This window comes from Pseudolysinimonas kribbensis (assembly GCF_039531715.1).
In the GTDB taxonomy this organism is placed as follows: domain Bacteria; phylum Actinomycetota; class Actinomycetes; order Actinomycetales; family Microbacteriaceae; genus Pseudolysinimonas; species Pseudolysinimonas kribbensis.
On record NZ_BAAAQO010000004.1, the window covers coordinates 50,273 to 70,081 of the forward strand.

Genomic DNA, 19,809 nt, shown 5'->3' on the forward strand with positions numbered 1-19,809 from the left:
GATCGGCCGGGAGTAGGCGATGGGCTTCGACAATCCGCCGATCCCGTGGTCGGAGATCGAGCGCAAGCTGAGCGACCGGCGCCGGCCGAAGCAGATGCCCGCTGCGGCCGACGGCGGCGACAGCCCGGCGTGGTCGTTGCGCCGCGGTCCGTACCAGCGGCCCGACGACATCGTGCGCGACCGCGCGGCGGTCCCCTACGCCGAGTTGCACGCGCACTCGCACTACAGCTTCCTCGACGGCGCCTCCAGCCCCGAGGAGCTGCTCGAGGAGGCGGATCGGCTCGGCCTGCACGCGCTCGCCATCACCGACCACGACGGCTTCTACGGACTCGCGCGGTTCGCCGAGGCGGCCGAGCAGGCCGAGGTGCAGACGGTGTTCGGGGCGGAGCTCTCGCTCGGGCTGAGCGCCCCGCAGAACGGCGAACCCGACCCCGAGGGCGACCACCTGCTCGTGCTCGCCCGGCAGGAGGAGGGCTACCACCGGCTCTCGGGCGCGATCACGGCCGCCCAGCTGCGCGGCGGCGAGAAGGGGCGCCCGGCCTACGACCTGGGCGAGCTCGCCGAGATCGCCGGCGGGCACTGGGTGATCCTCACCGGATGCCGCAAGGGCGCGGTGCGGCGCGCGCTCGAGGAGCGCGGCTTCGGTCCGGCGGGTCGTATGGCCGCGGGCGAGGAGCTCGACCGGCTCGCGGGGTTGTTCGGGCGGGAGAACGTCTACGTCGAACTGTTCGACCACGGCGAGCCGCTCGACTCCGATCGCAACGACGCGCTCGCCGCCCTCGCCGCCGAACGCGGGCTGCCGGTCATCGCGACCGGCAACGTGCACTACGCCGCCCCGCGCCACCACCGGCTCGCCACCGCGGTCGCCGCGGTCCGCGCCCAGCGCAGCCTCGACGAGCTCGACGGCTGGCTGCCCGGGGCGGGAACCGCGCACCTGCGCAGCGGACGCGAGATGCAGGAGCGGTTCGCGCGGTATCCGGGCGCCGTCGAGCGGACGGTCGCTCTGGCCGACGAGCTCGCGTTCCCGCTGCGGCGCGCGAAGCCCGCGCTGCCCACGCAGGAGGTGCCCGAGGGGCACACCCCGATGTCATACCTGCGGCAGCTCGTCTGGGACGCCGTGCCGCAGAAGTACCCCGACCTCGACGAGGCCGGGCGCGAGCGCATCGAGAACGAGCTCGCCGTGATCGAGCAGAAGGACTTCCCCGGCTACTTCCTCATCGTCTACGGGATCGTCGCCGAGGCCCGGCGCCTCGGCATCCTGTGCCAGGGTCGCGGCTCGGCCGCGAACTCGGCCGTCTGCTACCTGCTGAACATCACGGCCGTCGACTCGATCTACTACGGACTGCCGTTCGAGCGGTTCATCTCCAGCCTGCGCGAGGAGGAGCCCGACATCGACGTCGACTTCGACTCCGACCGGCGCGAGGAGATCATCCAGTGGACGTTCGAGAAGTACGGGCGCGAGCGCGCGGCGCAGGTCGCCAACGTCATCCAGTACCGGCCGAAGAACGCCGTGCGCGACATGGCGAAGGCGCTCGGGCACTCGCCCGGCCAGCAGGACGCGTGGTCCAAGCAGGTGGAGCGCTGGGGCGCGTCGCTCTCGTCGATGGAGGACAACGACATCCCGCCGCCGGTCGCCGCGCTCGCGATGGAGCTGCTCGGCGCACCGCGGCACCTCGGCATCCACTCGGGCGGCATGGTGCTCACCGAGCGCCCGGTCGGTGAGGTCGTGCCGATCGAGCACGCCCGCATGGACAAGCGCACCGTCATCCAGTGGGACAAGGACGACGCGGCGTGGATGGGACTGGTCAAGTTCGACCTGCTCGGGCTCGGCATGCTCGCGGCGCTGCAGTACTGCTTCGACCTCATCCGCGAGGCCACCGGCGAGAAGTGGGAGCTCGCGACGCTGCCCAAGGAGGAGGCCGCGGTCTACGACATGCTGTGCCGCGCGGACTCGATCGGGGTGTTCCAGGTGGAGTCGCGCGCGCAGATGGGGCTGCTGCCCCGCCTGCAGCCACGGCGGTTCTACGACCTCGTCGTGCAGATCGCGCTCGTGCGGCCGGGTCCCATCCAGGGCGGCGCCGTGCATCCGTTCGTGCGGCGCAAGCTCGGGCAGGAGGCGGTGACCTACGCGCATCCGAAGCTCGTGCCGGTGCTCGAGCGCACGCTCGGGGTGCCGGTGTTCCAGGAGCAGCTCATGCAGATGGCGATGGCGGTCGGCGAGTGCTCGGGCGAGGACGCCGACCTGCTGCGCCGGGCCATGGGCTCCAAGCGCGGCATGGAGAAGATCGAGAAGCTGCGCGAGAAGCTCTACGCCGGCATGGCGTCGAACGGCCTGACGGGCGACGCCGCCGACGCGATCTACGAGAAGATCGAGGCCTTCGCGAACTTCGGCTTCGCCGAGAGCCACGCCCTGAGTTTCGCGCTGCTGGTCTATGCGAGCTCGTGGATCAAGCTGCACTACCCCGCCGTGTTCCTCGCGGGACTGCTGCGGGCTCAGCCGATGGGGTTCTACTCCCCGGCCACGCTCACGGGCGATGCGCGCCGGCACGGCGTCGAGGTGCGGCGCCCCGACATCCAGCGCTCGGGCGTGCACGCCGGTGTGGAATCGCTGAGCGGGTCGAGGAGTCCCTCACCCACGGGGATGGATTCGTGCCGCACCCTCCACCAGCCGCCGATCCCCGAGTTCGATCCGTCGGCAGCGGTCGCCGATGCCGCGCACCGCCGCGACGGGAACGTCGCCGTGCGCCTGGGACTCGCCGAGGTCACCCGGATCGGCGAGAAGGTCGCGCAGCGCATCGTCGCCGAGCGCGACGAGAACGGTCCGTTCCGTTCGATGGAGGACCTCGTGCGCCGCACGGGCCTCGTCACGGCGCAGCTCGAGGCGCTCGCCACCGCGGGTGCGTTCGACGAGTTCGGCCTCACCCGGCGGGAGGCGCTGTGGCGGGCCGGGTCGGCCGCGCAGGACCGCGAGGAGTTCCTCGCCGGCTCGATCGTGACCGTGCAGCCGCCGCTGTTCGCCGACCAGAGCGCGTTCGAGACCCTCGCCGCCGACCTCTGGGCAACCGGGATGTCGACCGACGACCATCCGCTCGCCCACTTCCGCGGGGCGCTCGACGAGCGCGGCGCGCTGTCGTCCGCGGCGATCCGGGTCGCCGAGCCGGGACGGCGGATCGAGGTCGCGGGGCTCGTGACGCACCGGCAGCGGCCGGCCACGGCATCCGGGATCACGTTCCTCAACCTCGAGGACGAGCACGGTCTCGTGAACGTCATCTGCTCGCAGGGCGTCTGGGGCCGTTATCGACGGATCGTGCGCGACTCCCCCGCGCTCATCGTGCGCGGGGTGCTCGAGCGCAGCCCCGAGGGCGTCACCAACCTGCTCGCCGACCGCTTCGAGCCGCTGCGCGTACCCGTCCAGCACCGCTCGCGCGACTTCCAGTGAGCGCGCGATGGCGGTCAACAGCGACCCGAAGGACGGGATCGATGCCGCCGGCCGGGCGCGCATCGGGTACGCGCCCGGATGGCATCCGATCCTCGCCGCCGTCGAGCAGCGGCCCGGCGAGTGGTGGCTCACGACGCAGTACGGCACCCACTACGCGATCGTGCGGCTGCTGCGCGTCGGCGGCGAGCTCGGGTACCGCGCGGTCACCTGGGCCGAGCACAGCGCCGACCGCGAGCTCATCGGGTACTTCCGCACCCTGCGGGCCGCGACGTTCTGGGCGCACCGGCACTGGCTGCGCACCCTCGCCCGGCCGGGCGGGGTGAACGGAGGTTAGGCGCGCTCCTCGATCGCGAGCAGCAGACACGTGCACAGCCCGTCGACCGCGGCCTCGACCTCGTCGAGAGCGGGGAAGGTCGGAGCGATCCGGATCACCGCGTCGTCCGGGTCCTCCCCGTACGGGAACGCGGCGCCCGCCGGCGTGATCGCGATGCCCGCGTCACGGGCGAGGTCGACCGCACGTGTCGCCGTGCCGGCCGGGCCGGTGAGCGCGACGAAGTAGCCGCCCGCCGGCGTCGTCCAGCGTGCGACGCCACCCGATCCGGGCGTGCCGAGCCGCTCCTGCAGGATCCGCTCCACGGCCGCGAACTTGGGCTGGATGATCGCGCGATGCCGCTGCATCAGCGCCCGGACGCCGTCGGCGTCCTGGAGGTGGCGCGCGTGGCGCAGCTGGTTGACCTTGTCGGGCCCGATCGTCTGCACCGATGCGTGCTTCCGATACCACGCGACATTCGTGGGCGACGAGCCGAAGAACGCCACCCCGGAGCCCGCCATCGTGATCTTCGACGTCGACGCGAACACGAACACCCGATCCGGGTTGCCCGCGTCCGCCGCGAGGCCGAGCACGTCGATGACCGGCGGGAACTCGTCGGTGAGCACGTGCACCGAGTACGCGTTGTCCCAGAACAGCCGGAAGTCCGGCGCCGCGGCGGGGAGCGACACGAGCGCGCGCACCGTCTCCTCGTCGTAGACCTCGCCGCCGGGGTTGGCGAACATCGGCACGCACCACATGCCGCGCACGGCCGGGTCCTTCAGGTGCTCGGCGATGACGTCGAGCGGCAGGCGACCGTCCTCGTCGAACGGCACCGGGATCATCCGGATGCCGAACGCCTCCGTGATCGAGAAGTGCCGGTCGTAGCCGGGCGATGGGCACAGGAAGGCGACGTCATCGTCGCGCCAGGGCACGTTGCCACCGGGCACGCCGTGCAGCAGCGCATGGACGATCGTGTCGTGCATGACCGCGAGGCTCGCGTTGCCGAGCGCGAGCAGTTGCTCGACCGGGATGTGGAGCAGGTCGCCGAAGATCGCCCGCAGCTCGGGCAGCCCGGTGTCGCCCCCGTAGTTGCGAACGTCGGTGCCGTCGGCGGCGCGGTAGTCGTGCGAGAGGTCCATCGCGAGCAGCGGCGCGGCGAGCTCGAGCTGCGCGGGCGACGGCTTGCCCCGGGTCAGGTCGAGCTTCAGGCCGCGGGCGACGAGCGCCTCGTAGGCGGCGCGCGCGGAGGTCGTGGGCATGGTTTCAGGCTACCGGCCGCGCCCTACTGCCCGATGCGCGCGCGCAGCCAGTCGATCCGCTTCTGCAACTGCGTCACGGAGGCGCGGGCGACCTCCGGACCGCCGTTGACGCGCCGCACCTCGGCGTGCACGTACGCGTGCGTCTGGCCCGTGTTGCGCGCCCGGATCGAGACGAGCCGGTTGAGAAGCTGACGCTGCTCGGAGAGGGTGCGGTGCAGCGGCGGCGGCACGTCGTCGGAGATCGGCCGGCCGGCGCTGCGGCGCGCCTGGCGGGTCTGCCGGGACCGCAGGAGCTCGCTCACCTGCTCCGGCTCGAGGATGCCCGGGATGCCGATGAAGTCCCACTCCTCGTCGCTGCCCGGCTCCGCGAGGTGACCGAACTCGGCGCCGTCGAACAGCACCTTCTCGAACGTCGCGATCGAACCGAGCGCTGTCCACTCCCCCTCGTCGAGCAGGTCCGCGCTGGCCGACTCGCCCTGCTCCGCGCGGTCGAGGTCGTCGTCGTCGAGCAGCTCGTCGTCGTCGCGTTCCCGATCGAGGGCGTGGTCGCGCTCGAGTTCGAGCGCGGTGGCGAGCGCGAGCAGGATCGGCACGCTGGGCAGGAAGATCGAGGCCAGCTCGCCGCGGCGGCGCGCTCGCACGAACCGGCCGACCGCCTGCGCGAAGTACAGCGGTGTCGCGGCGCTGGTCGCGTAGACGCCGACCGCGAGCCTCGGCACGTCGACGCCCTCGGAGACCATCCGCACCGCGACCATCCAGCGGTCGTCGCTCGCGGCGAAGCGCGCGATCCGGTCGCTCGACGCCTTCTCGTCGCTCAGCACGACGGTCGGGGCTCGGCCGGTCAGCTCGGTGAGGATGGCCGCGTACGCGCGCGCCGCCGCCTGGTCGGTCGCGATGACGAGACCCCCGGCATCCGGCAGGCTCTGGCGCACCTCGCTCAGCCGCCGGTCGGCCGCAGCCAGCACGGCGGGAATCCAGTCGCCCGACGGGTCGAGCGCCGCGCGCCAGGCCTGCGCCGTGACGTCCTTCGTGTCGCCCTGGCCGAGCGCGGCCGACATCTCCTCGCCCTGCCGCGTGCGCCAGCGCATCGACCCCGCGTAGCTCAGGAACAGCACCGGACGAACCACCCCGTCCTGCAGCGCGCGCCCGTACCCGTAGGCGTAGTCGGTCTGCGAGACCCGGACGCCGCGCTCGTCGCGCAGGTACGTGACGAACGGGATCGGCGCGGTGTCGCTGCGGAACGGCGTGCCGGTCAGCGAGAGCCGTCGCGTCGCCGGCTCGAACGCCTCCCGGATCGCGTCACCCCAGCTGAGCGCGTCGCCGCCGTGGTGCACCTCGTCGAGGATCACGAGCGTGCGGCGCCAGCCGGTGAGTTCCCGGTGCACGGCCGCCTTGACGGCGACCTGCGCGTAGGTGACGACGACGCCGTGGTAATGCCGCGCCTCGCGCCCGTGCCGGTTGCTGAACTTCGGGTCGAGCCGGATGCCGGCCCGGTGCGCCGCCTCCGCCCACTGGGTCTTGAGGTGCTCGGTGGGAGCCACGACCGTGATGCGGTCGACGATCCGCCGCCGCAGCAGCTCGCTGGCGAGCCGGAGCGCGAACGTCGTCTTGCCGGCGCCCGGAGTGGCGGAGACGAGGAAGTCGCGGCGCGCATCGCTCGCGAAATAGGTGTCGAGCGCCTCCTGCTGCCAGGCGCGGAGGCGGTTCGCGGTGCCCCAGGGGGCGCGCTCGGGGAAGCTCGGCGGGAGGTGCTCGGCTGCCGCGGTCGCGCGGAAGGTCGGCAGCTCACTCATCGCGTGTTCGAGGGTAGGCGATGACACCGACGGTCGAGACGGCCGTCGACGCCGGCGACCCGCTCAGTCGTCGCCGTCGGCGCCGATGCGACGCGCCGGCGACCGGCCGAGCAGCGCCGCCGGGCCGATCGCGCCCGCACCGAATCGTGACGCGACCGCGTCGACGGTCGACTCCGCGTCGCGCCAGGCGGCATCGTCATCCCAGAGGCCCAGATCCGCGCTCGCTCCCACGAGACCCTCGCCCCGCACCCCGAGGAGCCGCACCGGCCGGCCGTTCTCCGAGGCGGCGTCATAGAGGGTGCGCGCCTCCTCGTAGAGCCGTCGCCCGAGGTCGGTGGGCTCCGCGAGCGTGCGCGAGCGCGAGACGGTCGTGAAGTCGGAGAACCGGAGCTTGAGGGCGACGGTGCGGGCCTGCACGCTGGAGCGCCGCAGCCGGGCGCCGACGGCATCCGCGAGGCGCAGCAGCTCCTTGTGGATCTCGGCCCGGCTCGTCACGTCGTGCTCGAACGTGAGCTCGTGCCCGATGCTCTTCTCGACGTGGTGGGTCTGCACCGTCCGCGGGTCGCGGCCCCACGCCAGATCCTGCAGGCGCGCGGCATTGGTCGGCCCGACCGCGCGCGACAGCGCATCCAGCGGCACGGCGGCGACCTCGCCGACCGTGCGCAGGCCGAGGCGCTCGAGCTGCTCGGCCGACTTCGGGCCCACCCCCCACAGCGCCGACACCGGCAGCGGATGCAGGGTCTGAATCGTGCGATCGCGCGGCACGACGAGCAGCCCGTCGGGCTTGGCGAGCGATGACGCGAGCTTGGCGACGTACTTGGTGGCCGCGGCGCCGACGGAGGCGCGCAGCCGCGTCTCCTGATGGATGCGCTCGCGGATCCGGGCGCCGATCTGCCAGGGCGTGCCGTACAGGCGAAGCGCGCCCGCGACATCCAGGAACGCCTCGTCGATCGAGAGCGGCTCGACCCGGGGCGTGAACTCGTGCAGCAGTCGCATGACGATCTTCGAATAGCGGCTGTAGTCCTCGAAGTGCGGCTCGAGCACGATCGCCTGGGGGCAGCGCCGCAGGGCGAGCGCCATCGACATCGCGGAGTTGACGCCGTACTTGCGCGCCTCGTAGGTCGCCGCGGTGACGACCGAGCGGGCGCTCGGATGGCCGACGATGACGGGCTTGCCGACGAGGTCCGGGCGCTGCAGCAGCTCGACGGAGGCGTAGAAGGCGTCCATGTCGACGTGCAGGATGGTGGCGGTCAGGTCGTCGAGCGGCTCGGCCGAGACCTGCCTCCCGCTCCCGTCCTGCTTGCTCACCCCACCATGCTCGCAGCGACGGCGGACTTAAGCTCGAAGGCGTGACGGCTGCACACGCCTGGACGCGCTACGTCGCGATCGGCGACTCCTTCACCGAGGGCATCGGCGACCCGGAACCGGGTGCGCCGGGCGGCCACCGCGGCTGGGCGGACCGCGTCGCCGAGGTGCTGAGCGAGACGGCGGCGGGAGGGCCGGAGGGCTTCGCCTACGCCAACCTCGCGATCCGGGGCCGTCTGCTCGACCGGATCCTCGCCGAGCAGGTGGAGGCGGCGATGGAGCTGCGCCCCGACCTGATCACGATCTCCGCGGGCGGCAACGACGTCATCCGGCCGCGCACCGACCCGGACGACATCACCGCGCGCTACGAGACGGGCCTGCAGCGCCTGGTCTCGGGCGGTGCGACGGTCGTCGTCTTCACCGGCCCGGATCCCGGTCGCACCCCGGTGCTCGGCCGGGTGCGCGGCAAGGCGGCCATCTACAACGAGAACGTGCGGGCGCTCGCGAGCCGCTACGGCGCCCGGGTCGCCGACCTGTGGGCGCTGGATGTGCTGCGCGATCCGCGCATGTGGGCGCCCGACCGGCTGCACTTCTCCCCCGTCGGGCACCACACGATCGCGCGCATGGTGCTCGACGTGCTCGAGGTGCCGAACGAGCTGGAGCCGTTCCGCCCGGAGCCGCTGCCGCGCAGCGGCTGGCGCCGCGCCACGCGCGAGAACATCGACTGGGCGCGCGAGTACTTCGTTCCATGGATCGGACGTCGGCTCACGGGGCGCTCGTCCGGCGACGGCATCGAGCCCAAGCGACCGGTGCCGCGCGCGGTGCGCTGAGCGCCGCGGAGGACCCGCTGCTCAGACCCCGCCGAACACGATCCCGGGATGCCCGAGGCGCCATCCCCAGCCCGGGTCCTGGATGCCGCGCGACAGCTCGAGCGGCACGCTCAGCGTCGTGCCCGCGACGGTGAACCGCGCGGTGCCGACGTCGGCGCCGCGCACCGCGGTGGTGAGATTCTCGGCCGTGACCCTCGGGGCGACCGTGACGGCGCCCCAGACCAGCGTCGTGACCTTCTTCGTCGCGACGAGCTCGGCGCGCTGCCCCCACGGCATCGTGTAGCCGCCGAACACCTGGCCCCTGCTCGCGAGCGTGACGACGTGGAATCCGGCGACGACGCTGCGGATGAGGGCCCGGATGTCGCGGTCGATCGTCGCATGGTCGCGCCCGCCCAGCACGACGCCCACGATCGTGATGGCCTTCCCGCCGATCGTGCGGTCGCTCGCGAAGAGCAGATTGGCGCCCCAGTCGTTGAGCGTCCCGGTCTTGACCCCGTCCACCCCGTCCGTGCCGAGCAGCGTGTTCGTGTTGCGCACGCTGCCGACGTTCGGCACGGTCGCCGTCGCGCTCGACACGATCGGCGCGACCACCGGGTCCTGCAGCGCGAGTTCGCCGAGTTCGACGAGATCGGATGCCGTGCCGACGTTGCGCGGGTCGATGCCGGTGGGTTCGACGACGTGGATGCCGGTCAGGCCGTGCGCGGACAGCCAGGCGGTCGCGGCATCCGCGTAGCCCGCCGAGGAGCCGAAGGCCCACAGCGCAAGGCTGCCGGCGTAGTTGTTGGCCGACTTCACGAGCGCGAGCTTCAGCAGATCGAGCTCACTGAACCGAAACCCGGGCTGGACCTGCACGACCTCGCCGTCCAGGGAGAGGTAGTGCCGGTAGAGCGCGACGTCGTCGCTCGTCATCGTGATCGTCGGCCCCGCCTCGCCGGGTTTCAGCGGCTTGGCCTGCAGCACGACGAGGGCCGTGATGACCTTGCTGATGCTCGCCATCGGCACCGCGTCGGTGCGACCCGCGGTCGCCGCGGCCTGCGGATACCCGACGACACCGACGGCGCTCGCGCCGTACGACGGCAGACCCGGCTGGGCGGCGGCGGTCGGCGGGATCGCGGGAGCGGTGACGGTGGCGGCCACACCGCGCACGGGGGCGAGCAGTGTGAGCGTTCCGTACAGTCCGCCGCCCACGACGACGACGGCGATCAGCAGGGCGGCAAGGCGGCGTCGGCGATAGGTCGCGGGCGTCGGCACCGGTCGAGACTAACCGGTGTCGCGCGGGCGTCAGGTCCGCGTCGCCCAGATCGCGACCGCGGCCGCCGACGCGACGTTGAGAGAATCGACGCCGCCCGCCATCGGGATCTTCACGACATCGTCGGCGGCATCCATCGTGCGGGGCATCAGCCCGTCGCCCTCGGTGCCGAAGACGAGCGCGAGCCGCTCGGGGGCCCGGTACTCGTCGAGCGGGATCGCGTCGTCGCGCAGGCCGAACGCCGCGACCCGGAAGCCGAGCGACGTCAGCAGCTCGAGACCGGCGCCCGGCCACTCGTCGATCTTGGTCCACGGCACCTGGAACACCGTGCCCATCGACACGCGCACGCTGCGCCGGTAGAGCGGGTCGGCGCAGCGCGGGGTGATGAGGACGGCATCCACCGACAGCGCGGCGCAGCAGCGCACGATCGCCCCGACGTTGGTGTGGTCGACGATGTCCTCGAGCACGACGACGCGCCGAGCGTCCGCGAGGAGCTCGGCGACGGGTCGCAGCCGCGGTCGATGCATCGAGGCCAGAGCGCCGCGGTGCATGACGAAGCCGGTGATCGACTCCAGCACGTCGGGCTCCCCCACGAACACCGGCACGTCATACGGGTCGAGCACGGCCGAGACCTCGTCGACCCACTTGGGCAGCACGAGCGCCGATCGGGGCAGGTGCCCGGCCGCGAGGGCCCGCTCGATCACGCGTACCGACTCGGCCAGATACAGCCCGCCGGCGGGCTCGGCGAGGCGCCGCAGCACCACGTCGGTGAGGTCGCGGTAGTCGCGCAGCGCCGGATCGGCGGGGTCCGAGATCGGCACGAGATGCACGAGGCGGAAACATAATCGAAAAGAGCGGCGTTTACCCTGGGGAGCCTGACCAGGAGGTGCGCATGAGCGTCATGACCCCGCCCGCGCGGGACGCGCTCGCCCCGGAGACCGCGCCGCTCGTCGACGAGGCCGCCGAGCTGCTCGGCGGGCGGCTGCTCGTGCTGCTGACGGGAGCGGGTGTCAGCACCGATTCCGGCATCCCCGACTACCGCGGCGAGGGCGCACCCGTCCGCACGCCGATGACGATCGACCGGTTCCTGAGCGACCCGGTCGCCCGCCAGCGCTACTGGGCCGGCAGTCACCTCGGCTGGCGGCACTTCTCGGCGGCCCAGCCCAACGACGGGCATCGCGCCATCGCCGACCTCGAGCTGCTGGGCGTCGCCGACGGGGTCATCACGCAGAACGTCGACGGGCTGCACCTGCGGGCCGGCTCGCGGCGCGTTGTCGACATCCACGGCTCGATGGATCGGGTGCGCTGCCTGCACTGCGGCCAGATCTTCGCGCGCACCGACATCGCCGACCGGCTCACCCGCGACAACCCGTGGCTCGCCTCCCCCGACGACGTGAAGCTCAACCCGGACGGCGACGTCGACGTCGACGCGTACGACGAGGTCATCGTGCCGGCCTGCACCAACTGCGGCGGCGTGCTGAAGCCCGAGGTGGTGTTCTTCGGCGAATTCGTGCCGCGCGAGAAGTTCGCGGAGGCCGCGTCGCTCGTGCGGCGTGCGGAGGGCATGATCATCGCCGGCTCGTCGCTCGCGGTGAACTCCGGCATCCGGCTGCTGGATCAGGCGGTCAAGCGCAAGCTGCCGGTCGTGATCGTGAATCGCGGCGCCACCAAGGGCGACCCGCGCGCGACGCTCAAGATCGACGCCGGCACCTCCGAGGTGCTCGCGGCGCTGCGCGATCGCCTGACCTGAGCGCGCACCTGGCATCCTGGGCTGCGTGACACTGCTCTTCCTCGTGCGCCACGGCGAGACCGACTGGAACCGGCAGCGCCGCATCCAGGGCCGCACCGACATCCCGCTGAACGAGACCGGACGCGAGCAGGCCCGGATGACGGGGCGGCGGCTCGCCTCCCGATCCTGGGACGGCCTGCTCGCCAGCCCGTTGTCGCGGGCGCGGGAGACCGCGGCGATCATCGCCGAGGAGATCGGCCTCGGCGATCCGGATGCCGTTCCCGCCCTCGTCGAGCGCGACTACGGCGAGGCCGAGGGCATGGACTGGCTCGAGATCGAGCGGCGGTTCCCGGCCGGCACCGTCGTGCCCGGGCGCGAGACCCGCGCCGACGTGGCGAACCGGGTCGTGCCCGCACTCATGGAGATCGCGGCGTCGCGTCCGGGAGCCGCGCTCATCGTGGTCAGCCACGGCGGCGCGATCCGCGCGGTGCTCGACCGTGTCGACCCGGCGACCGAGTACGGGCCGATCACGAACGGCTCGGTGCACAGCTTCGAGCTCGCGCGCGGCGAGTTGCGGCTGGTCGCCTTCGACGATCCGCTCGGGTCGTCGCTCGACGAGCAGAACGCCATCGAGGCCCGCGAGGACGAGCAGCACGACGCCCGGCACGAGGGCGGCCGATGAACGGCGTCGACCGGTTCCGTGCGGCCGTCGCGCCGCTCGGTCTGCACCCGGAGATCCGCGAGTTCGACGAGTCGACCCACACGGCCGCCGAGGCCGCTGCCGCGATCGGCTGCCCCGTCGCGGCGATCGTCAAGAGCCTCGTGTTCGAGGCCGGCGGCGCGCCGTTGCTCGTGCTGGTCTCCGGCCCGAACCGCGTCGACACCGCCGCGCTCGGCGCGCGGTTGGGGGTCGACATCGGCAAGGCGGATGCCGCCCTCGTGAAGTCGGCGACCGGCTACTCGATCGGCGGGGTGCCGCCGCTCGGCCTCTCCTCGCCGTTGCGCACGGTCATGGACGCGGACCTGCTCGAGCTGGATGTCGTCTGGGCCGCTGCCGGCTCGGCGACGTCGGTGTTCCCCATCGGGCCCGCCGACCTGGCGCGGCTGACGCGCGCGGAGGTCGTCCCGGTCGACGCCTGAGCTCCGAGCGCGCTCACGGGTTCGACCGCCCACGTTCGCATCGATCCGGCACCGTCACCCGTGCCGACGTGATGCGAACGTGGGCGCTCGGTGGTCGCGGATCAGGCGAGCGACTGATCAGGCGAGCGACTCCATCAGCTCCAGCAGGGCGGCCGCGGAGCGGTCCCAGTCGAAATGCGCGGCCTGGAGCACCGACGCCGCCGATCGTACGCGCCACTCGTCCGGATCCTCGAGGCGCCGGATGCCCGCGGCGAACCCGGCGGGATCGTCTGCGGGTGCGTAGAGCGCGGCGTCTCCCCCGATCTCGCGGAAGATCGGGATGTCGCTCACGACGACGGGCGTGCCGAGCACCATCGCCTCCACGAGCGGCAGCCCGAACCCCTCGTCGCGGGATGCCGTCACGAGCGCCCGCGCCGACAGCAGCAGCGCGCGGTACTCCTCCTCGCTCGTGCCGTCGTGCACGACGAGCGCGCCGGCCGGTGCCAGCGCCTCGAGTCGGCTGCGGGCGGCGGACGGGATCCGGCTGAGGAGGTGCAGCCGGTAGCCGGGCAGTTCGTGCAGCGCGCGGGCGAGCGTCTCGACGTTCTTGTAGGGCATGAACGAGCCCATGTAGACGAGGTCCCGGCCGCCGGCGCCGGCCGGATCCGGTGCCGGCCGGTCGAGCCGGGCGCCGGCCGGTGCGGGATCGGCCGCGTTCGCGACGACGACGACGGGACGTCGCGTGAGCCGGTGCTGTGCGATGAGCTGCTTCGTCGTCGCCGACACGGTCGCGACCGCATCCGCGCGGTCCAGCAGCAGACGCTGCGGCCACCACGCGAGGTGGTAGATCCGCCAGAGCAGCCGGACGAACGCCGGCAGATCGCGCGGCGGGGTCCGGTGCCGGTGGTAGATCAGGTCGTGCAGGGTCTTCACCAGGCGGTAGCGCCGCCCGAACGTGCCCATCGTCTGCAGAGGCGTGAAGACGACGTCGGGTCCGAGCCGATTGACACGGCGGGCGACCCACGGCTCCCCCGGGCCGGTGGGCGACGGCCCCATCGCCCACGGCAGGTCGGGCAGCAGCGCCAACTGGCGCTCGTCGCAGATGAGCATCGTGACCTCGTGCCCCGAGGCCGCCGCGAGCCGGCCGAGCGCCGCCGTGATCCGGGAGCTGTACCGGCTGATGCCGTCGTGGTGGTCGACCCGCACGTAGCGGCAGTCGGAGACGATCTTCATCGCCGCGGCAGCCTCACGGCGCCACCTCGTCGAGGAAGGCGGTGATCGCGGTGGCGGCGCCCTCGGAGGCCTCGTAGTGGATGAGGTGCCCCACCCCCGGCAGCACGACGAGACGCCCGTCGGGGAACCGCCGCACGGTCTGCCGGGCCCCCGCGGCGGGCGCGATGTGGTCGACGGCGCCCGCGATCAGCAGGGTCGGCACGGTGACGTCCGCCGCCGCGTCGCCCACCTGCCGGCTGAGCGACGCGTCGAACCCCTCGGCGACCGTGCGCACGTCGCTGAAGCCGTTGAAGTAGCGGTGGTGCTCCTGGTGGATCCAGCGCCGCAGCGCCTTGTCGGGCGTCTTCACGAGGGTGCGCGACATGACCGTCACGATGGGCCGTGCCGCGAGCAGCGCGCGACCGATGCGCTCGGGCAGCCGCCGGGCGAGCCCGTAGTAGGCCCGGGTCGCGCCCGCTCCGCCGACCTTCGCCGGGTCGCTGGCGATGGGGTTCACCAGGATGAGGGCCGGCGGCGTCAGCCCCGCCGCCACCGCGTGCGATGTGACGATCGACCCGAACGAGTGCCCGAGCACCACGGCATCCTGCAGGCCGAGCGCGTCGACGAACGCCGCGAACCAGCGCGCGTAGCCGTCGATCGTGTGCCGGTCGTCGGTCATCGGCGTCGACGAGCCGAAGCCGGGCAGGTCGGGGCCGATGATCCGGATGCCCGGCAGCTTCGCGATGACCGGCTCGAGGCCGTGGTGGTCGCCTCGGTACCCGTGGCAGATCACGATCGTGCGTGCGGCGTGCAGCGGGCCGTAGTCCCAGTACCGGGTGGTGCTGCCGAGCAGCCCGAGCTCGCCGGTGCGCAGCGGCAGGGCCGCCAGCTCGGCGGCGTGCGGGGCGGGTACGGGCATCTGGCGAAGTCTATGAGTGCTGGCTGGGCGTGCCGTCCCCGGCACGACGGGCCAGCCCTAGGGTGGAAACGTGACCTTCACGGCCCCGATCACCCTGCCCGGTCTGGCGCTGGATCCACAGTGGTACCGACGGTCGGTCTTCTACGAGGTCATGGTGCGCTCGTTCGTCGACTCCAACGGCGACGGCACGGGAGATCTCGGCGGCCTGATCTCGAAGCTCGACTACCTGCAGTGGCTCGGCATCGACGCCCTGTGGATCCCGCCGATCTACACCTCGCCGCTGCGCGACGGCGGCTACGACATCTCCGACTACAAGGGGATCCTGCCGGAGTTCGGCACCCTCGACGAGTTCCGTGAGCTCGTGACCAAGGCCCACGAGCGCAACATGCGCATCGTCATCGACCTGGTGATGAACCACACCTCCGACCAGCACGAGTGGTTCCAGCAGTCGCGGTCGGACCCGGACGGCCCCTACGGCGACTTCTACGTCTGGAGCGACACCGACGAGAAGTACCGGAACGCGCGCATCATCTTCACGGACTACGAGGAGTCCAACTGGGCCTTCGATCCGGTGCGCCGCCAGTTCTACTGGCACCGGTTCTTCTCCCACCAGCCCGACCTCAACTTCGAGAACCCGGCCGTGCACGAGGCCATGTTCGACGTCATCCGGCACTGGCTCGACATGGGCGTCGACGGCCTGCGGCTGGATGCCATCCCGTACCTCTACGAGTCCGAGGAGGGCAACAGCGAGTCGGAGCCGCCGACGCACCAGTTCCTGCGCGAGGTGCGTGCGCTGGTCGACCGGGAGTACCCGGGACGGGTGCTCATCGCGGAGGCGAACCAGTGGCCCGCGGAGGTGGCGGAGTACTTCGGCTCGGACGAGGGCCCCGAATGTCACATGGCGTTCGACTTCCCCGTCATGCCGCGCATCTTCTATTCGCTGCGGTCCCAGTCGGCGGCGGAGCTGCAGCGGGTGCTCGCCGAGACCCAGGACGTGCCCGACGGCGCGGCCTGGGGCGTGTTCCTGCGCAACCACGACGAGCTGACGCTCGAGATGGTCAGCGAGGAGTACCGCCAGGCCATGTACGGCTGGTACGCCTACGACCCCCGGATGCGCTCCAACGTCGGCATCCGGCGGCGCCTCGCGCCGCTGCTGGACAACTCCCGCGCCGAGCTCGAGCTCGCGCATGCACTGCTGTTCTCGCTGCCCGGCTCGCCGTTCCTGTTCTACGGCGACGAGATCGGCATGGGCGACAACATCTGGCTGCCCGATCGCGACTCCTCCCGCACGCCCATGCAGTGGAACCCGGACCGCAACTCGGGATTCTCCACCGCCGATCCCGGCAAGCTCTACCTGCCGGTCGTGCAGTCGCTCGTCTACCACTACAACCAGATCAACGTGGAGGCCCAGCTCGCCCAGTCGCGGTCGCTGCTGCATTGGGTGCGCAACGTCATCCACGTGCGCAAGGCCCACCCGACCTTCGGGCTCGGCAGCATCCAGGTGCTCGAGACCGACCACGAGTCGATCCTGGCGTTCATCCGCGACTACCCCGGCTCCGGCCAGCAGTTCGGCGACGCACCGGAGCGGATCCTGTGCGTGTTCTCGTTCTCGCACAACCCCGCCTCCGTGCACATCCGGATGCCGGAGGAGGATCACGGCGCGCCCGTCTACGACCTCTTCGGCGGCGGCGAGTTCCCCACCGTCGACCCGGACGGCACCCTCACCCTCACGATGGCCACCCAGAGCTTCTACTGGCTCCACGTGGGCACCCAGCGCTACCAGCCGCCGCGGCCGTGAGCGACGATCGAACGATCCGGCTCTGCTGCCTCCTGTGGGCGGTCGAGGGCGAGGCGGCCGGCCTGCACGGCTACGAGGATGCCGTTCTGCCGCTGGTCGCCGAGCACCGCGGCGCGGTCACGAGCCGGGTGCTCGGAGGGGGCGCCGACGGCACGCCGCACGAGGTCCAGATCATCGAGTTCGCCGATCGGGAGGCCATGGACGCCTTCCTCGGCGATCCCCGGCGCACGGTCCTCGCGCCCGAGCGAGACCGGGTGGTCGCCCGGACGGAGCTCTTCCCGGTGCGCCTCCCCGGTGCTGACGGGGGCGCCGCCTAGCCTGACCGGGTGAGCACCTGGGACGGTCCTCTGGGCGTCTTCGACCTGGAGACCACGGGCGTCGACACGGACGTCGCGCGCATCGTCTCGGCGTGCATCGCGGTGCTCGATTCCGAGGGCCGGGTGACGGCGCGCTGGGACTGGCTCGTCGATCCGGGCGTCGAGGTCCCGGAGGGCGCGAGCGCCGTGCACGGCATCACCACCGAGCGCGTGCGGGCGGAGGGCCGGCCCGCCGGGGCGGCGATCGCGGAGATCGCGCAGACGCTGCGCGTGCTGTTCTCGCAGGGCATCCCGTTGACCGTCTACAACGCGCCGTACGACCTCACGCTCCTCGATCGGGAGTGCCGGCGGCACGCGATCGAGCCGGTCGAGCACCCGCAGCCGGTCGTCGACCCGCTCGTCATCGACAAGGCCGTCGACCGCTACCGCCGCGGCAAGCGCACGCTCGAGGTCACCGCCGAGTTCTACGGGGTGGAGCTCGACGGCGCGCACGACGCCGGTGCCGACGCGATCTGCGCCGGACGGGTGGCGCAGGCGATCGCCCGCGCCTACCCCGACGACCTCGGCGTGAGCGCGGGTGACCTGCACGGTCGGCAGGAGATCTGGTTCGCCGACCAGCAGCAGAACTTCGAGGAGTACGTGCGCACCAAGCCGGGGCGCGAAGGCTACGTCGGCGACCGCTCCTGGCCCGTGCGACCGGTCGGGCATCCGAACACCTTCGTCGACACGCAGCCGCTGCCCCCGCTGCCGCCCCAGCCCGGACGGGTGCCCATCGTCGACTTCTCGGAGTTCGATCAGCGACGGCTCGCGGCGCCGACCGTGGCGGACGAGCTCCGCGGCGCCCCCGGCGTCGGACCGCAGGCCGAGGACCTTCGGCGAGCACCCGAGGTACCGCTGACGACGCTGGTCGAGTCGATCAGCATCACGGAGGTCGAGGTCGAGGTCGAGTCCACTCCCGCACCGGCGGTGACGACGGTGCTGCGCGTCGCGGCCGCGATCGTGACGGATCCGGCCGGGCGGGCGCTCGTCGTGCGCAAGCGCGGCACCGAGCTGTTCATGCAGGCCGGCGGCAAGGTCGAGCCGGGCGAGTCGGCTCTCGAGGCGCTGACCCGTGAGCTGCGCGAGGAGCTCGAGCTCGAGCTCGACGCCGATCAGGCGGAGTACCTCGGCATCTTCCGCGCACCGGCGGCCCACGAGTCCGACACGATCGTATCGGCCGCGGTCTTCGCGGTCGCGGCGGCCGACGGGCTCCAGCCGCACGGCGAGATCGAGGAGCTGCGCTGGATCACGTCGCTCGACACGGACCTGCCGCTCGCTCCGCTCACCCGCGACGAACTGCTTCCGCTATGGGAACAGCGCCGCACGTCGTCCGACGGGGCGCTGTTCTGATCGGCGGGGCGCCAGGCGCGGAGCCCGGCGCGGGCGGTTACTTGCCGAAGCCCTTGTAACGCGAGTTGAACTTCTCGACGCGGCCGGCGCTGTCGAGGATGCGCTGCTTGCCCGTGTAGAACGGGTGCGACGCCGACGAGATCTCGACGTCGATGACCGGGTAGGTCTCGCCGTCCAGCTCGATGGTCTTCTCGCTCGTGACGGTCGAGCGGGTGAGGAACGTCTCACCGCTGGCCAGGTCGCGGAAGACGACCGGAGCGTACTCGGGGTGGATCTCGGACTTCATGGCGATACCTCGGGATGGAGATGGAAAGCGTACGGGCCGAACGGCCGAAGGATGAGTCTACTACGAGCGGGCGCGAGCCGAGAAGCGGCCGTCCTCGCTCGTCGCGACGACGAGCGGGACGCCGAATGCCTCGCTCAGGTGCTCCTCGGTGAGGATCTCGGCGATCGGACCGGCGGCGCGGATGCGGCCGTCGGCCAGCAGCAGCGCGTGCGTGAAACCGGGCGGGATCTCCTCGACGTGGTGGGTGACCATGATCATGGCGGGGCTCTGCGGGGCCGTGGCATAGGCGCCGAGCAGCTGCAGCAGCTCCTCGCGCGCTCCGAGGTCGAGCGAGGCCGCCGGCTCGTCGAGCAGCAGCAGCTCGGGATCCGTCATCACGGAGCGGGCGATCTGCACCCGCTTCTGCTCGCCATCGCTGAGCGTGCCGAACAGACGCCCCTCGAGGTGCTCGAGCCGCCACTCGGCGAGCACGCGGCGCGCCCGGCGCAGGTCGACGTCGTCGTACTCCTCGTTCCACCGCCCGGTCACCGAATAGGCCGCCGTCATCACGACATCCAGCACCGCCTCGTTCGCCGGGATGCGTCGGGCGAGCGCCGTCGAGGCGAACCCGATCCGCGGCCGCAGGTCGAACACGTCGACCCGGCCGAGCGTCTCGCCGAGGATCGTCGCGGAGCCGGAGCTCGGGTGCACGTTCGCCGACACGATCTGCAGCAGCGTGGTCTTGCCCGCGCCGTTCGGGCCGAGCACGACCCAGCGCTGATCCGGCTCCACCTCCCACGACACGTCGTCGAGGATGGACTTGCCGTCGCGGACGACGGTGAGATCGTGGAGGCCGAGCACGGGGGGCATGATCAG

General features: G+C 72.1%; 18 protein-coding genes. 9 read left to right on the top strand and 9 right to left on the bottom strand.

From position 1 onward, the window contains the following. Positions 1 to 19: 19 nt before the first annotated feature. Complete coding sequence (locus tag ABD285_RS10840; RefSeq protein WP_284251935.1) at positions 20 to 3,439, top strand: error-prone DNA polymerase; 3,420 nt, start codon at positions 20 to 22, stop codon at positions 3,437 to 3,439. Positions 3,440 to 3,446: 7 nt separating this feature from the next. Continuing rightward, positions 3,447 to 3,773 carry a hypothetical protein gene (locus tag ABD285_RS10845; protein WP_284251933.1) on the top strand — a complete coding sequence of 109 codons (327 nt, stop codon included), beginning with the start codon at positions 3,447 to 3,449 and terminating at the stop codon, positions 3,771 to 3,773. On the opposite strand, the gene ABD285_RS10850 is transcribed toward ABD285_RS10845, so the two are convergent. From ABD285_RS10850 to dinB, 3 genes are all read right to left on the bottom strand, one after another. Continuing rightward, the gene (locus tag ABD285_RS10850) at positions 3,770 to 5,008 is read right to left on the bottom strand and encodes an aspartate aminotransferase type Ic (protein ID WP_284251931.1); all 1,239 of its coding nucleotides are present in this window, start codon (positions 5,006 to 5,008) and stop codon (positions 3,770 to 3,772) included. The genes ABD285_RS10845 and ABD285_RS10850 overlap by 4 nt on opposite strands. Before the next feature lie 23 nt (positions 5,009 to 5,031). Beyond that, the gene (locus tag ABD285_RS10855; RefSeq protein WP_344202553.1) at positions 5,032 to 6,801 is read right to left on the bottom strand and encodes a DEAD/DEAH box helicase; all 1,770 of its coding nucleotides are present in this window, start codon (positions 6,799 to 6,801) and stop codon (positions 5,032 to 5,034) included. A 63-nt stretch (positions 6,802 to 6,864) separates the two neighbouring features. Then, positions 6,865 to 8,109: a DNA polymerase IV gene (dinB, locus tag ABD285_RS10860; RefSeq protein WP_344202555.1), complete on the bottom strand. Its 1,245-nt coding sequence runs from the start codon at positions 8,107 to 8,109 to the stop codon at positions 6,865 to 6,867. A gap of 41 nt (positions 8,110 to 8,150) precedes the next feature. On the opposite strand from dinB, the gene ABD285_RS10865 reads away from it, so the two are divergent. Continuing rightward, entirely contained in the window at positions 8,151 to 8,936 is a 786-nt protein-coding gene (locus ABD285_RS10865; RefSeq protein WP_344202557.1) for an SGNH/GDSL hydrolase family protein, read from the top strand. Positions 8,937 to 8,957: 21 nt separating this feature from the next. Here ABD285_RS10865 and ABD285_RS10870 read toward each other — a convergent pair whose 3' ends face one another. Both ABD285_RS10870 and ABD285_RS10875 read right to left on the bottom strand, forming a co-directional pair. Beyond that, the gene (locus tag ABD285_RS10870) at positions 8,958 to 10,187 is read right to left on the bottom strand and encodes a D-alanyl-D-alanine carboxypeptidase family protein (RefSeq protein ID WP_284251929.1); all 1,230 of its coding nucleotides are present in this window, start codon (positions 10,185 to 10,187) and stop codon (positions 8,958 to 8,960) included. 30 nt (positions 10,188 to 10,217) lie between these two features. Next, positions 10,218 to 11,015 (bottom strand): TrmH family RNA methyltransferase, encoded by a 798-nt coding sequence (locus tag ABD285_RS10875; RefSeq protein ID WP_284255538.1) that lies wholly within the window; start codon positions 11,013 to 11,015, stop codon positions 10,218 to 10,220. Between the two features lie 71 nt (positions 11,016 to 11,086). Between ABD285_RS10875 and ABD285_RS10880 the strand changes: the two genes are divergently transcribed. The 3 genes from ABD285_RS10880 to ABD285_RS10890 are packed head-to-tail and all read left to right on the top strand — an operon-like array spanning position 11,087 to position 13,054. Continuing rightward, positions 11,087 to 11,935: a Sir2 family NAD-dependent protein deacetylase gene (locus tag ABD285_RS10880; protein WP_425565061.1), complete on the top strand. Its 849-nt coding sequence runs from the start codon at positions 11,087 to 11,089 to the stop codon at positions 11,933 to 11,935. A 25-nt stretch (positions 11,936 to 11,960) separates the two neighbouring features. Continuing rightward, complete coding sequence (locus ABD285_RS10885; RefSeq protein WP_284251925.1) at positions 11,961 to 12,596, top strand: histidine phosphatase family protein; 636 nt, start codon at positions 11,961 to 11,963, stop codon at positions 12,594 to 12,596. Then, a complete protein-coding gene (locus ABD285_RS10890; RefSeq protein ID WP_284251922.1) occupies positions 12,593 to 13,054 on the top strand; it encodes a YbaK/EbsC family protein in 462 nt (153 codons plus the stop codon). Before ABD285_RS10885 ends, ABD285_RS10890 begins: the two co-directional genes overlap by 4 nt. A 117-nt stretch (positions 13,055 to 13,171) precedes the next feature. Here the strand turns inward: ABD285_RS10890 and ABD285_RS10895 are convergent, their stop codons facing one another. Together ABD285_RS10895 and ABD285_RS10900 are read right to left on the bottom strand one after the other, a co-directional pair. Continuing rightward, positions 13,172 to 14,266, bottom strand: a complete 1,095-nt coding sequence (locus ABD285_RS10895) for a glycosyltransferase family 4 protein (protein WP_344202561.1) — start codon at positions 14,264 to 14,266, stop codon at positions 13,172 to 13,174. Positions 14,267 to 14,279: 13 nt separating this feature from the next. Then, positions 14,280 to 15,164 (bottom strand): alpha/beta fold hydrolase, encoded by an 885-nt coding sequence (locus ABD285_RS10900; RefSeq protein WP_284251920.1) that lies wholly within the window; start codon positions 15,162 to 15,164, stop codon positions 14,280 to 14,282. Between the two features lie 70 nt (positions 15,165 to 15,234). On the opposite strand from ABD285_RS10900, the gene treS reads away from it, so the two are divergent. From treS to ABD285_RS10915, 3 genes are read left to right on the top strand one after another with little or no spacing between them, the layout of a single operon-like run. Beyond that, positions 15,235 to 16,962: a maltose alpha-D-glucosyltransferase gene (gene treS, locus ABD285_RS10905; protein ID WP_284251918.1), complete on the top strand. Its 1,728-nt coding sequence runs from the start codon at positions 15,235 to 15,237 to the stop codon at positions 16,960 to 16,962. Continuing rightward, on the top strand, positions 16,959 to 17,279 hold the full coding sequence (locus ABD285_RS10910) for a hypothetical protein (protein ID WP_344202563.1): 321 nt from the start codon (positions 16,959 to 16,961) through the stop codon (positions 17,277 to 17,279). Before treS ends, ABD285_RS10910 begins: the two co-directional genes overlap by 4 nt. A gap of 9 nt (positions 17,280 to 17,288) precedes the next feature. Continuing rightward, positions 17,289 to 18,668, top strand: a complete 1,380-nt coding sequence (locus ABD285_RS10915) for an exonuclease domain-containing protein (RefSeq protein ID WP_344202565.1) — start codon at positions 17,289 to 17,291, stop codon at positions 18,666 to 18,668. Positions 18,669 to 18,705: 37 nt separating this feature from the next. Here the strand turns inward: ABD285_RS10915 and ABD285_RS10920 are convergent, their stop codons facing one another. Together ABD285_RS10920 and ABD285_RS10925 are read right to left on the bottom strand one after the other, a co-directional pair. Continuing rightward, positions 18,706 to 18,954, bottom strand: a complete 249-nt coding sequence (locus tag ABD285_RS10920) for a type B 50S ribosomal protein L31 (protein ID WP_284251914.1) — start codon at positions 18,952 to 18,954, stop codon at positions 18,706 to 18,708. A gap of 60 nt (positions 18,955 to 19,014) precedes the next feature. Then, positions 19,015 to 19,803: an ABC transporter ATP-binding protein gene (locus ABD285_RS10925; RefSeq protein ID WP_344202567.1), complete on the bottom strand. Its 789-nt coding sequence runs from the start codon at positions 19,801 to 19,803 to the stop codon at positions 19,015 to 19,017. Between the last annotated feature and the right edge of the window lie 6 nt (positions 19,804 to 19,809).

Bases quoted from the DNA above. Each gene is read 5' to 3' on its own strand.
- ABD285_RS10920 (WP_284251914.1), bottom strand. From the start codon at position 18,954: ATGAAGTCCGAGATCCACCCCGAGTACGCTCCGGTCGTCTTCCGCGAC.
- ABD285_RS10850 (WP_284251931.1), bottom strand. From the start codon at position 5,008: ATGCCCACGACCTCCGCGCGCGCCGCCTACGAGGCGCTCGTCGCCCGC.
- ABD285_RS10845 (WP_284251933.1), top strand. From the start codon at position 3,447: ATGGCGGTCAACAGCGACCCGAAGGACGGGATCGATGCCGCCGGCCGG.
- ABD285_RS10855 (WP_344202553.1), bottom strand. From the start codon at position 6,801: ATGAGTGAGCTGCCGACCTTCCGCGCGACCGCGGCAGCCGAGCACCTC.
- ABD285_RS10840 (WP_284251935.1), top strand. From the start codon at position 20: ATGGGCTTCGACAATCCGCCGATCCCGTGGTCGGAGATCGAGCGCAAG.
- ABD285_RS10895 (WP_344202561.1), bottom strand. From the start codon at position 14,266: ATGAAGATCGTCTCCGACTGCCGCTACGTGCGGGTCGACCACCACGAC.
- ABD285_RS10890 (WP_284251922.1), top strand. From the start codon at position 12,593: ATGAACGGCGTCGACCGGTTCCGTGCGGCCGTCGCGCCGCTCGGTCTG.
- ABD285_RS10900 (WP_284251920.1), bottom strand. From the start codon at position 15,164: ATGCCCGTACCCGCCCCGCACGCCGCCGAGCTGGCGGCCCTGCCGCTG.
- ABD285_RS10880 (WP_425565061.1), top strand. From the start codon at position 11,087: ATGACCCCGCCCGCGCGGGACGCGCTCGCCCCGGAGACCGCGCCGCTC.
- ABD285_RS10925 (WP_344202567.1), bottom strand. From the start codon at position 19,803: ATGCCCCCCGTGCTCGGCCTCCACGATCTCACCGTCGTCCGCGACGGC.